The organism is Thermus aquaticus, from assembly GCF_001280255.1.
Lineage (GTDB): Bacteria > Deinococcota > Deinococci > Deinococcales > Thermaceae > Thermus > Thermus aquaticus.
Genome location: NZ_LHCI01000106.1, coordinates 574,603 through 587,649 on the forward strand (window position 1 = coordinate 574,603; position 13,047 = coordinate 587,649).

Here is a 13,047-nt window from a genome sequence, read left to right on the forward strand (position 1 = left end):
GGCCTTAGGCTAAAGGCATGGAGCGCCTTCCTCCAGGCCAGATCCTCACCCAGCGCTTCCCCATCCTCACCTACGGGGAGGAGCCGGAGGTCTCCAGGGAGGCCTGGCGCTTCGCCCTCTCGGGCCTGGTGGCGAGGCCCCTCACCCTCACCTACGAGGAGCTCCTCGCCCTGCCCCAGGTGGAGCTCACCCGGGACTTCCACTGCGTGACCCGGTGGAGCCGCCTGGACGTGGCCTGGAAAGGGGTCAGGGTGCGGGACCTCCTGGAGAGGGCCAGGCCAAAGGAGGAGGCCGTGGCCGCTTTGGTGCGAAGCTACGGCGGCTACACCACCAACCTCCTCCTGGAAGACCTCCTGCGGGAGGACGTGATCCTGGCCCACACCCTCTTCGGCCAGCCCCTCCCCCGGGAGCGGGGCGGCCCCGTGCGCCTTCTCGTGCCCCACCTTTACGCCTGGAAGAGCGCCAAGTGGGTGAGGGAGATTGAGCTTCTGGACCATCTGGAGCTGGGCTTTTGGGAAAGGCTGGGCTACCACTGGCGGGGGGACCCCTGGAAGGAGGAGCGCTTCCAGGAGGGCCCCATCCCCGCCGCCAGCCTACGCTTTAGGAGCCGGAAGGAAGGACCATGACCCCTTTGGAAAGGGCCCACCTCGAGGTGGACGAGGCCTTAAAGGCCTACGAGGACTGCGTGGAACGGGAGGAGGCCCAGTACGGCCCCGAGTACGAGCGCGTCACCCTTATGGAGTACGAGGCTCCCGCCCCGGACCCCTGCGCCGAGGCCTTTTTGCGCCTGGTGCTGGCGGTGCGGGGCTACGAGGAGGCGGGCGGCCACCGGGACGCCTTGGACCTCAAGGGGCACAGGGCCAGGGTCTACGAGGCCCTGGACAGGGAATAGGCCAGGGGCCTCCCGTTTTGGAAGTAGTGGGCCTCCTCAAAGCCCAAGGAGAGGAGGAGGCCTTCCGTTTCGGCGAAGGCGGAGCCCACCTCCTCGGGCCGGTGGGCGTCCGAGCCCAGGACCACGCCGATCCCAAGCTCCCGGGCCCTCTTGAGGAGGGCCGGGGCGGGGTAGACCTCCCCCACGGGCTTCCTGAGCCCGGCGGTATTCACGTCCAGGAAGAGCCCTTCCTCGGCTATGGCCTTCAGGGCGGGCTCGGCCAGCTCCAAAAGGGCCTCTTCCGGTAGGCGGTCCCCAAACTTCTTGGGGAGGTCCAGGTGGGCGATGGCGTGGAAGAGGCCGCTCCTCGCCGCCCGTTCCACCTCCTGGAAGTAGGCCCGGTAGACCTCCACCAGGTCCCGCCAGGCGTACTCCTCCTGGTGGTCGGGGTGGTCCAGGGGCCAGGCGCCCAGGTAGTGGACGCTTCCCAGCACGTAGTCAAAGGGGTAGCTTCGGACCACCTGGGCCACGAAGGCCTCGGTGCCGGGGTGGTAGTCGGCCTCGAGGCCGATGCCCACGTAGAGATCCGGGTTCCGCTCCCGCACCCGTTCCAGGGCCAGGAGGTAGAAGGGCAGCTCGCTAAGGCGCATCCGGCTCCCCGGGTCGTACCAGGAGGGCATGGGGCTGTGGTCGGTGAAGACCAGGCCCTTTAGCCCCATCTTTCGGGCCTGGAAGAGGTACTCCTCGGGGCTCCCCTCGGCGTGGCCGCAGAGGGGGGTGTGCACATGGCTATCCACCATAAGGCGATTCTATGCGGACCACCTGGCCCTGCCAGGCGTAAACCACCGCTTCCTGCCCCAAGGCCCGGGAGAGGTCCAGGGAGAGGAAGGGGTCCTCGCTGGCCTCCTCGGCCTCCTGGACCAGGACCGGGGTGAAGGGGGGGATGAGCTTAGGGTAACGCCCTAGGACGGCTTCCACCCGAAACCTTTCTGAATAAAGCCGCTTCAGGGCGAAGAGGGCCTCCCTGGGGGTCCTTGCCCTTTCCAAAGCCCCCTCCCCCGCGTAGCGCAGGAGGAAGGGGCCCTTTCCCTTTAGGACCTCCAGGAAGGCCTCGGCCCGCTCAGGGAGGAGGTAGCTTTCCTTCACCGCCCGCACCGCCTCCTCCGAGGCCAGAAGGAGGCGCTCCTCGTCTATGCGGACCCCGAACGCCCCGCGGAAGAGGGCTTCCAGGCGCTCTTCCAGGTTGTTGAGGCGGAAGAACTCCTCCTCCAGGTCCACCACCCAGGTGGGGGCTACGGGAAAGCCCAGGGCCTGGGCCCGCTTCAGGAGGGCCACCTCGCCCTCGGCGTGGGCCTGGCTGAGGGGGACTACTCCAGGTGCCCTCACACAAACCGCACCCCTTCGGCCCGGGTCACCTTCCCCTGGTAGAGGAAGGTGACCTGGCGCAAGGCGGCCTGCAGGTCAAAGGGGGTGAGGGTGCTCACCCCGTCTTCGGGCAGGACCACCTGGTACCAGCGCAAAGCGGCCGAGCCTGCCGTGTGCAGGACGCAGATGTTGGCCACGGTGCCCACCACCACCAGGTGCTTCACCCCAAAGAGGTGCAGGTAGTGGTCCAGGGGGGTGCCGTAGAAGGCGTCGTAGCGCACCTTCTGGATGACGAGCTCCTCGGGCCTGGGCTTGAGCTCCTCCAGGATCTCCGCCCCCCAGGTGCCGGCCACGGCGTGCCGGGGCCAGATCCGGAACTCGGGGTCGTCCTCCCGGTGCCAGTCCTGGGTGAAGACCACCCGCGCCCCCGCCTGGCGGGCCCTTTCCAGTAGGCCCTTTATGGCGGGGACGGTCTTGGGGGCCTCGGGCACGAAGAGGGTTCCTTGGGGGTGGGCGAAGTCGTTTTGCATGTCCACCACGATCAGGGCGGTCTCCTTGGCGGGAAGCTCCAGGGCTTCTACTTTGGGGATCTCGGGGACCTCCACCATGCCCTTATTATGGTCCATCCTTGACCCCGGGGGCCTCGAGGGCTACACTTGGGCGCATGAAAATACGGGACCTCCTCCGGGCGAAGGGGCCCCACTTCTCCTTTGAGTTCTTTCCCCCCAAGACCAAGGAGGGGGAGGAGGCCCTCTTCCGCACCATGGCCGAGCTCAAGGCCTTCCGCCCGGCCTTCGTCTCCATCACCTACGGGGCCATGGGGAGCACCCGGGATCGGAGCGTGGCCTGGGCAGCCCGCATAGGGGAGCTTGGCCTCACCCCCCTGGCCCACCTCACCGTGGCCGGGCAGAGCCGAAAGGAGGTGGCCTCGGTCCTGGAGCGCCTATGGCAGGTGGGGGTGGAGAACATCCTGGCCCTGAGGGGGGACCCGCCCGCCGGGGAGCGGGTTTTCCGCCCCCACCCCGAGGGCTTTCGCTACGCCTCCGAACTGGTGGCCTTCATCCGGGAGCGCTACGGGGAGGCCCTTTCCGTGGGCGGGGCCGCCTACCCCGAGGGGCACCCGGAGAGCGTGAGCCTCGAGGCCGACCTCCGCCACTTCAAGGCCAAGGTGGAGGCGGGCCTGGACTTCGCCATCACCCAGCTCTTCTTCAACAACGCCCACTACTTCGGCTTCCTGGAGCGGGCCCGCCGGATGGGCGTGGAGATCCCCATCCTGCCTGGCATCATGCCCATCACCAACTACCAGCAGCTCCGCCGCTTCACCGAGGTCTGCGGGGCCAGCATCCCAGGCCCCCTCCTCTCCCGGCTGGAGCGCCACCAGGACGACCCTGGGGCCATCCTGGAGATCGGGGTGGAGCACGCCACCCGCCAGGTGGCCGAGCTTCTGGAGGCTGGGGTGGAGGGGGTGCACTTCTACACCCTCAACAAAAGCCCCGCCACCCGCATGGTCTTGGAGAGGCTGGGCTTCAGACCGGAACCCCTTCCCCCCAGGTCGCCAGGCTCACCTCCTGCCCCCTGAGGGCGAGGAGCTTCCCTAAGTACCCCACCGCGGCAAAAGCCGTGGTGGGGGCCCCAGAAAAGCCTACAGCCCCGACTTGGGCACTCCATGTTGCGAAACCAAAGCGCAGGCACTTAGCTCCAAAAGCTTCTCCTCCTCGCCGTGGACCAGGACCACCCGCCTCTGCCCCTCCAGCCAGGAGAGAAGCTCGTCCTGGCCGGCGTGGCCGGAGAAGCCCCCCAGGGTGTGGACGCTGGCCCTCAAGTGGCAGCTGCCCGTCACCTCCCGGGCGGCGCCAAAAGGTACGATGCGCATGCCCTTATCTTGACACTCACCCCGCCTTGTGGTAGCCTAATCCCTCGGACAGGGTCCCATCCCCGGTCCCGCCACCCTAGCTCAACCGGTAGAGCACCCGACTTGTAATCGGGGGGTTGGGGGTTCAACTCCCCTGGGTGGCTCCAAAACGTGCGGGGGCAGGTGCCCGAGCGGCCAAAGGGGACGGTCTGTAAAACCGTTGGCGCACGCCTACGCTGGTTCGAATCCAGCCCTGCCCACCACCCGGTGTGCCGGAGCACACCACACGCGGGAGTAGCTCAGTTGGTAGAGCATCGGCTTCCCAAGCCGAGGGTCGCGGGTTCGAGTCCCGTCTCCCGCTCCACGAGCTCGCGTAGCTCAGCAGGTAGAGCACACCCTTGGTAAGGGTGAGGTCGCCGGTTCGAGCCCGGCCGCGAGCTCCATCTTTTTGACTGCCCTGGGCGGGAAAGGCCCAGGGCGGCCTTTGCGTGCAAGAAGGAGGAACCATGGCGAAGGGCGAGTTTATCCGGACGAAGCCCCACGTGAACGTGGGGACGATTGGGCACGTGGACCACGGGAAGACGACGTTGACGGCGGCCTTGACCTATGTGGCGGCGGCGGAGAACCCGAATGTGGAGGTGAAGGACTACGGGGACATTGACAAGGCGCCGGAGGAGCGGGCGCGGGGGATCACGATTAACACGGCGCACGTGGAGTACGAGACGGCGAAGCGGCACTATTCCCACGTGGACTGCCCGGGGCACGCCGACTACATCAAGAACATGATCACCGGGGCGGCGCAGATGGACGGGGCGATCCTGGTGGTTTCTGCGGCGGACGGTCCTATGCCGCAGACCCGGGAGCACATTCTTTTGGCCCGCCAGGTGGGGGTGCCGTACATCGTGGTGTTCATGAACAAGGTGGACATGGTGGACGACCCGGAGCTCTTGGACCTGGTGGAGATGGAGGTGAGGGACCTCCTGAACCAGTACGAGTTTCCTGGGGACGAGGTGCCGGTGATCCGGGGTAGCGCCCTGCTTGCGTTGGAAGAGATGCACAAGAACCCGAAGACCAAGCGGGGCGAGAACGAGTGGGTGGACAAGATCTGGGAGCTTTTGGACGCCATTGACGAGTACATTCCCACGCCGGTGCGGGACGTGGACAAGCCTTTCCTGATGCCGGTGGAGGACGTGTTTACGATTACCGGGCGTGGGACGGTGGCCACCGGGCGGATTGAGCGGGGCAAGGTGAAGGTTGGGGACGAGGTGGAGATCGTGGGCCTGGCTCCGGAGACGCGGAAGACGGTGGTCACGGGTGTGGAGATGCACCGGAAGACGTTGCAGGAGGGGATCGCTGGGGACAACGTGGGTCTTCTTCTGCGGGGCGTGAGCCGGGAGGAGGTGGAGCGGGGGCAGGTATTGGCCAAGCCTGGGAGCATCACGCCGCACACCAAGTTTGAGGCCTCGGTGTACATCCTGAAGAAGGAGGAGGGCGGGCGGCACACGGGGTTTTTCACGGGGTACCGGCCGCAGTTTTACTTCCGGACGACGGACGTGACGGGGGTGGTGCGGTTGCCCCAGGGGGTGGAGATGGTGATGCCTGGGGACAACGTGACCTTCACTGTGGAGCTCATCAAGCCGGTGGCGCTGGAGGAGGGTTTGCGGTTTGCCATCCGGGAGGGTGGGCGGACCGTGGGCGCCGGCGTGGTCACCAAGATCCTGGAGTGAGGCGAAGGGGGAGGGCCTCCTCCCCCCAAGAAGCGAGGTGAGGCATGGCCAGCGAGGTCCGCATCAAGATCCTCTTGGAGTGCACGGAGTGCAAGCGCCGCAACTACGCCACCGAGAAGAACAAGCGCAACACCCCCTCCAAGCTGGAGCTCAGGAAGTACTGCCCTTGGTGCGATAAGCACACGGTGCACCGGGAAGTGAAGGTCTGATGTTGGCCCGGATCGTCCGCTACTTTCAGGAGGCCCGGGCCGAGCTGGCCCGGGTCACCTGGCCCACGCGGGAGCAGGTCGTTGAGGGGACCCAGGCCATCCTGATCTTCACCCTGGTGGCCATGGTCATCCTGGGCCTTTACGACCTGGTCTTCCGCTTCCTGATAGGGCTTTTGCGATGAGCATTGAATGGTACGCGGTCCACACCTACGTGGGGCAGGAGGAGAAGGCCAAGGCCAACCTGGAGAAAAGGGTGAAGGCCTTCGGCATGGAGGACAAGATCTTCCAGGTCCTCATCCCCACGGAAGAGGTGGTGGAGGTGCGCGAAGGGGGGAAGAAGGAGGTCGTCAAGCGCAAGCTCTTCCCCGGCTACCTCTTCGTCCAGATGGACCTGGGGGACGAGGAGGAGCCCAACGAGGCCTGGGAGGTGGTGCGGGGAACCCCCGGCATCACCGGCTTCGTGGGGGCGGGCCACCGCCCGGTGCCCCTTTCCCCGGACGAGGTGCGGCACATCCTCGAGGTCTCCGGCCTCCTAGGCAAGAAGGAGGCCCCCAAGGCCCAGGTGGGCTTCCGGGAGGGGGACCAGGTAAGGGTCGTCTCCGGCCCCTTCGCCGATTTCACCGGCACCGTGACCGAGATCAACCCCGAGAAGGGCAAGGTCAAGGTCATGGTCACCATCTTCGGGCGTGAGACCCCTGTGGAGCTGGACTTCTCCCAGGTGGTCAAGGCCTAAAGGCGTTCGCACCCCCAAGTTGGGGGGAGCCTAGGAGGGAAAAATGAAGAAGATCGTTGCCGTAGTCAAGCTGCAGCTGCCCGCGGGCAAGGCCACGCCCGCGCCCCCGGTGGGGCCCGCTTTGGGCCAGCACGGGGCCAACATCATGGAGTTCGTCAAGGCCTTCAACGCCGCCACGGCCAACATGGGGGACGCCATCGTCCCGGTGGAGATCACCATCTACGCCGACCGCTCCTTCACCTTCGTCACCAAGACCCCTCCCGCCAGCTACCTGATCCGCAAGGCGGCGGGGCTGGAGAAGGGCGCCCACAAGCCCGGCCGGGAGAAGGTGGGGCGGATCACCTGGCAGCAGGTGCTGGAGATCGCCAAGCAGAAGCTCCCCGACATGAACACCACCGACCTGGAGGCCGCCGCCCGGATGATCGCCGGCTCGGCCCGCTCCATGGGGGTGGAGGTGGTGGGGATGCCGGAGGTGAAGGATGCCTAAGCACGGCAAGCGCTACCGGGCCCTTCTGGAGAAGGTGGACCCGGGCAAGGTCTACACCATTGACGAGGCCGCCCGTCTGGTGAAGGAGCTGGCCACCGCCAAGTTTGACGAGACGGTGGAGGTCCACGCCAAGCTGGGCATTGACCCCCGCAAGTCCGACCAGAACGTGCGCGGCACCGTCTCCCTCCCCCACGGCCTCGGCAAGCAGGTGCGGGTCCTGGCCATCGCCAAGGGGGAGAAGATCAAGGAGGCCGAGGAGGCCGGGGCCGACTACGTGGGCGGCGAGGAGATCATCCAGAAGATCCTGGACGGCTGGATGGACTTTGACGCCGTGGTGGCCACCCCCGACGTGATGGGGGCCGTAGGTTCCAAGCTGGGCCGTATTCTGGGTCCCAGGGGCCTTCTGCCCAACCCCAAGGCGGGGACCGTGGGCTTCAACATCGGGGAGATCATCAAGGAGATCAAGGCGGGGCGGATTGAGTTCCGCAACGACAAGACCGGGGCCATCCACGCCCCCGTGGGCAAGGCCAGCTTCCCCCCTGAAAAGCTCGCCGACAACATCCGGGCCTTCATCAAGGCCCTCGAGGCCAGCAAGCCCGAGGCGGCCAAGGGCACCTTCCTGCGCTCGGTCTACGTGACCAGCACCATGGGGCCCAGCATCCGCATCAATCCCCACTCCTAAAGGACGCCCCGGCCCGGGGTCTTCTTGACTCCGGGCCTTTTCCTTCGTACACTCCTCTATGGCACCCCGGGCGCGTGGGCGCCCAGGCCAAAGACAGCGGGGGGCTCAGGCCTTAAACATCCCGCCGAGGCGCTTGAGGGGGAGCGTTTCGCAAAATCCCAAGAAATCGGTCGGGGTTCCCCTGCCCCAAAAGGGAGGAAGGCGTGCCAAACAAGCGCAACATCGCTCTTCTCGCCGCCCTCAAGGAGAACCTTGAGCGGGCTAAGGGCTCCTTCTTCCTGGTGAACTACCAGGGGCTATCCGCCAAGGAAACCCACGCCCTGCGCCAGGCGCTAAAGGAGAAAGGGGCCAGGCTCTTCGTGGCCAAGAACACCCTGATCCGCATCGCCCTGGAGGAGCTGGGCCTGCCCAAGCTGGACGGGCTCTCCGGCCCCAGCGCCGTGGTCTTCTACCAGGACCCGGTGGCCGCGGCCAAGGCCCTGCAGGAGTTCTCCAAGAAGAACCCCAAGGGCATCCCCGAGGTCAAGGGCGGGCTTCTGCAGGGGCAGGTGCTCTCGGCCAAGGACCTCTTGGCCCTGGCGGAGCTCCCCACCATGGACGAGCTCCGGGCGGAGCTCGTGGGCGTGCTGCAGGCCCCCATGGCGGAGCTTGTGGGCGTCTTGGGTGGCGTGGCCCGCGAGCTGGTGGGTATCCTCGAGGCGTACGCGGAGAAGAAGGCGGCTTAGGAGGTAGAAGATGGCTTTGGACATTGAACGCATCAAGGAAGAGCTTTCCCAGGCGACGGTTTTGGAACTCAAGCAGCTCATTGACGTTCTCAAGGAGGCTTGGGGCGTGACCGCCGCGGCCCCCGTGGCCGTGGCCGCCGCGCCCGCCCAGGCCCAGGCGGCGGCCCCCGTGGAGGAGAAGACCGAGTTTGACGTGATCCTCAAGGAGGCCGGGGCCAAGAAACTGGAGGTCATCAAGGAGCTTCGGGCCATCACCGGGCTCGGCCTCAAGGAGGCCAAGGACCTGGCCGAGAAGGGCGGCCCCGTCAAGGAGGGCGTGCCCAAGGCCGAGGCCGAGGAGATCAAGAAGAAGCTGGAGGCCGTGGGCGCGGTGGTGGAGCTGAAGTAACGCCGCACCACGGGGTGCCCCCCGGGGCCTAGGCCTCGGGGCTTTCTTATAGTGGGGGCATGGAGCTTCCCCGCGTGGTGGTGGGGCTTTCCGGGGCCAGCGGCATGCCCTACGCCCTGGACCTCCTTCAGGCGCTGGCCCCTCTGGCCGAGGTCCACCTGGTCCTCTCCCAGGGGGCCAAGCGGGTCCTGTGGGAGGAGATGGGCCTAAGCCCCAAAGACCTTTACCCCCTGGCGGCCCGGGTGTACAAGGACAGCGACCTGGGGGCCCCCATCGCCTCCGGCTCCTTCCAGACCCGGGGGATGGTGGTGATCCCCTGCTCCGCCACCACCCTGGCCAAGGTGGCCCACGGCCTGGCGGACACCCTCCTCACCCGGGCCGCCTACGTGCACCTCAAGGAAAGGCGGCCCCTGGTCCTGGTACCCCGGGAGACCCCCCTGCCCCTCCCCACCCTGAGGGCCATGGTCCAGGCGGCGGAGGCCGGGGCCCTGATCCTTCCCGCGAGCCCCGGGTTTTACCACCGCCCCAAGGAGATCGCCGACCTTCTGGGCTTCGTCACCCAGCGCATCCTGGACCACCTGGGCCTTCCCGCCAGGCGGGTTTCCCGGTGGGGCGAAGGGGAGGCCCCGGGGTGATGTGACGCTTTTTCGCCGGTTTACGATAGTACGATAGGGTGGATGACGCTCACCCAAGAGCAGAAGATGGTTCTGGACACGGTCCGTCAGGTGGCCAAGGAGGTCCTCTACCCCCTGGCCCCGGAGTACGACCGCACGGGCCAGTACCCCTGGCCTCAGCTCAAGGCCTTAGGGGAGCTGGGCTTTTTGGGCATGACCACGCCCGAGGCCTGGGGCGGGGTGGGGCTGGACTCCGTGACCTGGGTCCTGGCCCTGGAGGAGATCGCCGCCGCCGATCCCAGCGTGGCTGTCATCGTCTCGGTCACCTCGGGCCTTCCCCAGTACATGCTCCTCCGCTTCGGCACCGAGGCCCAGAAAAGGCGTTACCTGGTGCCCCTGGCCAAAGGGGAGTGGATCGGGGCCTTCTGCCTCACCGAGCCCCAGGCGGGCTCGGATGCCAAGAGCCTTCGCGCCGAGGCCAGGCGGGTCCCCGGGGGCTTCGTTTTAAACGGGGTGAAGAGCTGGATCACCTCCGCCGGCCAGGCCCACCTCTACGTGGTCATGGCCCGCACCGAGAAGGGTATCAGCGCCTTTTTGGTGGAGAAGGGCACCCCCGGCCTTTCCTTCGGCCCCCCTGAGGAGAAGATGGGCCTGCACGCGGCCCACACCGCCGAGGTGCGCCTCGAGGAGGTCTTCGTTCCCGAGGAGAACCTCCTGGGGGAGGAGGGGCGGGGGCTCGCCTACGCCCTGGCGGGCCTGGACTCGGGGCGCGTGGGCGTGGCGGCCCAGGCGGTGGGCATCGCCCGGGGGGCCTACGAGATCGCCAGGGCCTACGCCGACCAAAGGGAGCAGTTTGGGAAGAAGCTGAGGGAGCACCAGGCCATCGCCTTCAAGATCGCCGACATGCACGTGAGCCTCGAGGCGGCCCGGGCCCTCACCCTGAGAGCGGCGGAGAAGAAGGACCGGGGGGAGCGCTTCACCCTCGAGGCCAGCGCCGCCAAGCTCTTCGCCAGCCGGGTGGCCGTGGAGGTGACCCGGGAGGCCGTCCAGGTTCTGGGCGGTTACGGCTACCACCGGGACTACCGGGTGGAGCGCTACTACCGGGACGCCAAGGTCACGGAGATCTACGAGGGGACCTCGGAGATCCAGCGCCTGGTCATCGCCCGGGAGCTTTACCGCTAAAGTACCCCGCCGCGGCGAAAGCCGCGGCGGGGGCCCCAAAAGGCCATTCCTAGCCCTGGTTTGGGCTTCCTGTGCTGCAGAACCAAAGTGCGGGCACTTAGCCCCCTTTCCTTTCTCCATATCCGGGGATTAGGGTGGAAAAGGTATGCTCCGCCGCCTCCTTGGCCTCTCCCGCCCCCTCTACTGGCTTTACGAGAAGCGCCTCCTGAAAGAGGTGAAAAAGGGCCCCATGCCCCGGCACCTGGGCCTCATCCTGGACGGAAACCGCCGCTACGCCCGGGCTTTGGGGCTTGCCCCCACCCAGGGACACGAGTTCGGGGTGCAGAAGGCCTACGAGGTCCTGGAGTGGTGCCTGGAGATGGGGATCAGAACGGTCACCGTCTGGGTCTTCTCCACCGAGAACTTCCGGCGCTCCCCCGAGGAGGTGGAGGCCCTCATGGGCCTTTTCGTGCGGGAGGCGGAGAGGATGGCGGAGGACCACCGCATCCTGGAAAACCAGGTCCAGGTGCGCCTCATCGGGCGGCGGGAGGGGTTCTCCCCGGAGGTGCGGGCAGCCATGGAGCGCCTCGAGGCCCGGACCCGGCACCACCAGGGCATGGTCCTCAACATCGCCATGGGCTACGGAGGGCGGGAGGAGATCGTGGACGCCGTGAAGAGCCTTCTCCTGGAGGCCGAGGAGCGGGGCCTTTCCCCCAAGGAGGTGGCCGAGGCCCTCACCGCCGAGGAGATCGGCAAAAGGCTTTACACGGCCGGCCTTCCCGACCCCGACTTCATCATCCGCACCTCGGGGGAGATTAGGCTTTCCGGCTTCCTCCTCTGGCAGTCGGCCTACTCGGAGTTCTACTTCGCCGATGTGCTGTGGCCCGAGTTCCGCAAGATAGACTTCCTCCGCGCCCTCAGGAGCTACCAGGCCCGGGAGAGGCGGTTTGGGCGTTGACAAAAGGAGAGGCTTCGTATATCCTTACCCCCAAGATGCTGGCCCGTGAGAAAAAACTCGGTCGCCGGGGGTTAGGATAGCCCTCTAAGGGTTTCCCTATCCCCCGGCCCGAGTTCGGGCCGGTTTTCGTTTAGGGAGGGGCGCATGCGGGAATGGAAGATTATAGACTCCACCTTGAGGGAAGGCGAGCAGTTTGAAAGGGCCAACTTTTCCACCCAGGACAAGATAGAGATCGCCAAGGCCCTGGACGAGTTTGGGATTGAGTACATTGAGGTCACCACCCCCATGGCCTCCCCCCAGTCCCGCAAGGACGCCGAGGTCCTGGCCTCCTTGGGCCTCAAGGCCAAGGTGGTGACCCACATCCAGACCCGGCTGGACGCCGCCCAGGTAGCGGTGGAAACGGGGGTCCAGGGGATTGACCTCCTCTTTGGCACCAGCAAGTACCTGCGGGCGGCCCACGGCCGGGACATCCCCCGGATCATTGAGGAGGCCCGGGAGGTGATCGCCTACATCCGGGAAAAGGCCCCCCACGTGGAGGTGCGCTTCTCCGCCGAGGACACCTTCCGCTCCGACGAGCACGACCTCCTGACCATCTACCAGGCCGTCGCCCCCTACGTGGACCGGGTGGGCCTGGCGGACACCGTGGGCATCGCCACCCCCCGGCAGGTCTACGCCCTGGTGCGGGAGGTGCGGCGGGTGGTGGGGCCCGAGGTGGACATTGAGTTCCACGGCCACAACGACACGGGGTGCGCCATCGCCAACGCCTTTGAGGCCATAGAGGCCGGGGCCACCCACGTGGACACCACCATTCTGGGGATTGGGGAGCGGAACGGCATCACCCCCTTGGGAGGGTTTCTGGCCCGCATGTACACCCTCCAGCCCGAGTACGTGAGCCGGAAGTACAAGCTGGACATGATCCCCGAGCTGGACCGGATGATCGCCAGGATGGTGGGGGTGGAGATCCCCTTCAACAACTACATCACCGGGGAGACCGCCTTCAGCCACAAGGCGGGGATGCACCTGAAGGCCATCTACCTGAACCCCGAGTCCTACGAGCCCTACCCTCCCGAGGTCTTCGGGGTCAAGCGGAAGCTCATTATCGCCTCCAAGCTCACGGGCCGCCACGCCATCAAGGCCAGGGCGGAGGAGCTAGGCCTCCACTACGGGGAGGAGGAGCTCCACCGGGTCACCCAGCACATCAAGGCCCTGGCGGACCGGGGGCAGCTGACCCTCGAGGAGCTGGACCGGATCCTGAGGGAGTGGATCACGGCATGA

Annotated in this window: 18 protein-coding genes, 4 tRNA genes and 1 pseudogene; 19 read left to right on the forward strand and 4 right to left on the reverse strand. The window is 66.7% G+C overall.

Translation table 11 applies throughout. The features are described 5' to 3' along the window. Positions 1-17: 17 nt before the first annotated feature. Together BVI061214_RS04055 and BVI061214_RS04060 are read left to right on the forward strand one after the other, a co-directional pair. Positions 18-626, forward strand: coding sequence for a sulfite oxidase-like oxidoreductase (locus BVI061214_RS04055; protein WP_003046867.1), 609 nt, complete (start codon positions 18-20; stop codon positions 624-626). Further along, complete coding sequence (locus BVI061214_RS04060) at positions 623-892, forward strand: hypothetical protein (protein WP_053767393.1); 270 nt, start codon at positions 623-625, stop codon at positions 890-892. The genes BVI061214_RS04055 and BVI061214_RS04060 overlap by 4 nt, the downstream gene beginning before the upstream one ends. Here the strand turns inward: BVI061214_RS04060 and BVI061214_RS04065 are convergent. Genes BVI061214_RS04065 through BVI061214_RS04075 form a run of 3 tightly spaced genes read right to left on the reverse strand, consistent with a single transcriptional unit; the run spans position 868 to position 2,844 of the window. Next, positions 868-1,671: a histidinol-phosphatase HisJ family protein gene (locus tag BVI061214_RS04065; protein WP_053767394.1), complete on the reverse strand. Its 804-nt coding sequence runs from the start codon at positions 1,669-1,671 to the stop codon at positions 868-870. The genes BVI061214_RS04060 and BVI061214_RS04065 overlap by 25 nt on opposite strands. Beyond that, a complete protein-coding gene (locus tag BVI061214_RS04070) occupies positions 1,661-2,257 on the reverse strand; it encodes a hypothetical protein (RefSeq protein WP_053767395.1) in 597 nt (198 codons plus the stop codon). Before BVI061214_RS04070 ends, BVI061214_RS04065 begins: the two co-directional genes overlap by 11 nt. Next, a complete protein-coding gene (locus BVI061214_RS04075) occupies positions 2,254-2,844 on the reverse strand; it encodes a nicotinamidase (protein WP_053767396.1) in 591 nt (196 codons plus the stop codon). Before BVI061214_RS04075 ends, BVI061214_RS04070 begins: the two co-directional genes overlap by 4 nt. Before the next feature lie 56 nt (positions 2,845-2,900). Between BVI061214_RS04075 and metF the strand changes: the two genes are divergently transcribed. Then, complete coding sequence (gene metF / locus BVI061214_RS04080; protein WP_053767397.1) at positions 2,901-3,815, forward strand: methylenetetrahydrofolate reductase [NAD(P)H]; 915 nt, start codon at positions 2,901-2,903, stop codon at positions 3,813-3,815. Here metF and BVI061214_RS13745 read toward each other — a convergent pair. Further along, positions 3,763-4,058, reverse strand: a pseudogene (locus tag BVI061214_RS13745) (MBL fold metallo-hydrolase RNA specificity domain-containing protein); the annotation flags it as partial. The gene metF and the pseudogene BVI061214_RS13745 sit on opposite strands and share 53 nt — an antisense overlap. Positions 4,059-4,179: 121 nt before the next feature. On the opposite strand from BVI061214_RS13745, the gene BVI061214_RS04090 reads away from it, so the two are divergent. The 16 genes from BVI061214_RS04090 to lysS all read left to right on the forward strand — a co-directional run bounded on the left by BVI061214_RS04090 (position 4,180) and on the right by lysS (position 13,047). After that, positions 4,180-4,255, forward strand: a tRNA-Thr gene (locus BVI061214_RS04090). A 10-nt stretch (positions 4,256-4,265) separates the two neighbouring features. Then, positions 4,266-4,351 (forward strand) — tRNA-Tyr (locus tag BVI061214_RS04095). A 25-nt stretch (positions 4,352-4,376) separates the two neighbouring features. Next, positions 4,377-4,452, forward strand: a tRNA-Gly gene (locus tag BVI061214_RS04100). A 3-nt stretch (positions 4,453-4,455) separates the two neighbouring features. Then, positions 4,456-4,531 (forward strand) — tRNA-Thr (locus tag BVI061214_RS04105). A gap of 63 nt (positions 4,532-4,594) precedes the next feature. Then, positions 4,595-5,815 carry an elongation factor Tu gene (tuf, locus tag BVI061214_RS04110; RefSeq protein ID WP_003043841.1) on the forward strand — a complete coding sequence of 407 codons (1,221 nt, stop codon included), beginning with the start codon at positions 4,595-4,597 and terminating at the stop codon, positions 5,813-5,815. Between the two features lie 44 nt (positions 5,816-5,859). Then, positions 5,860-6,024: a 50S ribosomal protein L33 gene (rpmG, locus tag BVI061214_RS04115; RefSeq protein WP_003046888.1), complete on the forward strand. Its 165-nt coding sequence runs from the start codon at positions 5,860-5,862 to the stop codon at positions 6,022-6,024. Further along, the gene (gene secE / locus BVI061214_RS04120) at positions 6,024-6,206 is read left to right on the forward strand and encodes a preprotein translocase subunit SecE (RefSeq protein ID WP_053767398.1); all 183 of its coding nucleotides are present in this window, start codon (positions 6,024-6,026) and stop codon (positions 6,204-6,206) included. Before rpmG ends, secE begins: the two co-directional genes overlap by 1 nt. Beyond that, positions 6,203-6,757, forward strand: a complete 555-nt coding sequence (gene nusG / locus BVI061214_RS04125; protein ID WP_003046896.1) for a transcription termination/antitermination protein NusG — start codon at positions 6,203-6,205, stop codon at positions 6,755-6,757. The genes secE and nusG overlap by 4 nt, the downstream gene beginning before the upstream one ends. Before the next feature lie 43 nt (positions 6,758-6,800). Beyond that, the gene (rplK, locus tag BVI061214_RS04130; RefSeq protein WP_053767399.1) at positions 6,801-7,244 is read left to right on the forward strand and encodes a 50S ribosomal protein L11; all 444 of its coding nucleotides are present in this window, start codon (positions 6,801-6,803) and stop codon (positions 7,242-7,244) included. Next, entirely contained in the window at positions 7,237-7,926 is a 690-nt protein-coding gene (rplA, locus tag BVI061214_RS04135) for a 50S ribosomal protein L1 (protein WP_053767400.1), read from the forward strand. Before rplK ends, rplA begins: the two co-directional genes overlap by 8 nt. A 203-nt stretch (positions 7,927-8,129) precedes the next feature. Next, the gene (gene rplJ, locus BVI061214_RS04140) at positions 8,130-8,651 is read left to right on the forward strand and encodes a 50S ribosomal protein L10 (protein WP_003046906.1); all 522 of its coding nucleotides are present in this window, start codon (positions 8,130-8,132) and stop codon (positions 8,649-8,651) included. A 10-nt stretch (positions 8,652-8,661) separates the two neighbouring features. Next, entirely contained in the window at positions 8,662-9,039 is a 378-nt protein-coding gene (gene rplL, locus BVI061214_RS04145; RefSeq protein WP_003046909.1) for a 50S ribosomal protein L7/L12, read from the forward strand. A 59-nt stretch (positions 9,040-9,098) separates the two neighbouring features. Beyond that, a complete protein-coding gene (locus BVI061214_RS04150) occupies positions 9,099-9,674 on the forward strand; it encodes a UbiX family flavin prenyltransferase (protein WP_003046912.1) in 576 nt (191 codons plus the stop codon). 42 nt (positions 9,675-9,716) lie between these two features. After that, positions 9,717-10,835 carry an acyl-CoA dehydrogenase family protein gene (locus BVI061214_RS04155; RefSeq protein ID WP_053767401.1) on the forward strand — a complete coding sequence of 373 codons (1,119 nt, stop codon included), beginning with the start codon at positions 9,717-9,719 and terminating at the stop codon, positions 10,833-10,835. 145 nt (positions 10,836-10,980) lie between these two features. After that, positions 10,981-11,772 (forward strand): isoprenyl transferase, encoded by a 792-nt coding sequence (locus BVI061214_RS04160; protein WP_053767402.1) that lies wholly within the window; start codon positions 10,981-10,983, stop codon positions 11,770-11,772. A 144-nt stretch (positions 11,773-11,916) separates the two neighbouring features. Continuing rightward, positions 11,917-13,047: a homocitrate synthase gene (gene lysS, locus BVI061214_RS04165; protein ID WP_053767403.1), complete on the forward strand. Its 1,131-nt coding sequence runs from the start codon at positions 11,917-11,919 to the stop codon at positions 13,045-13,047.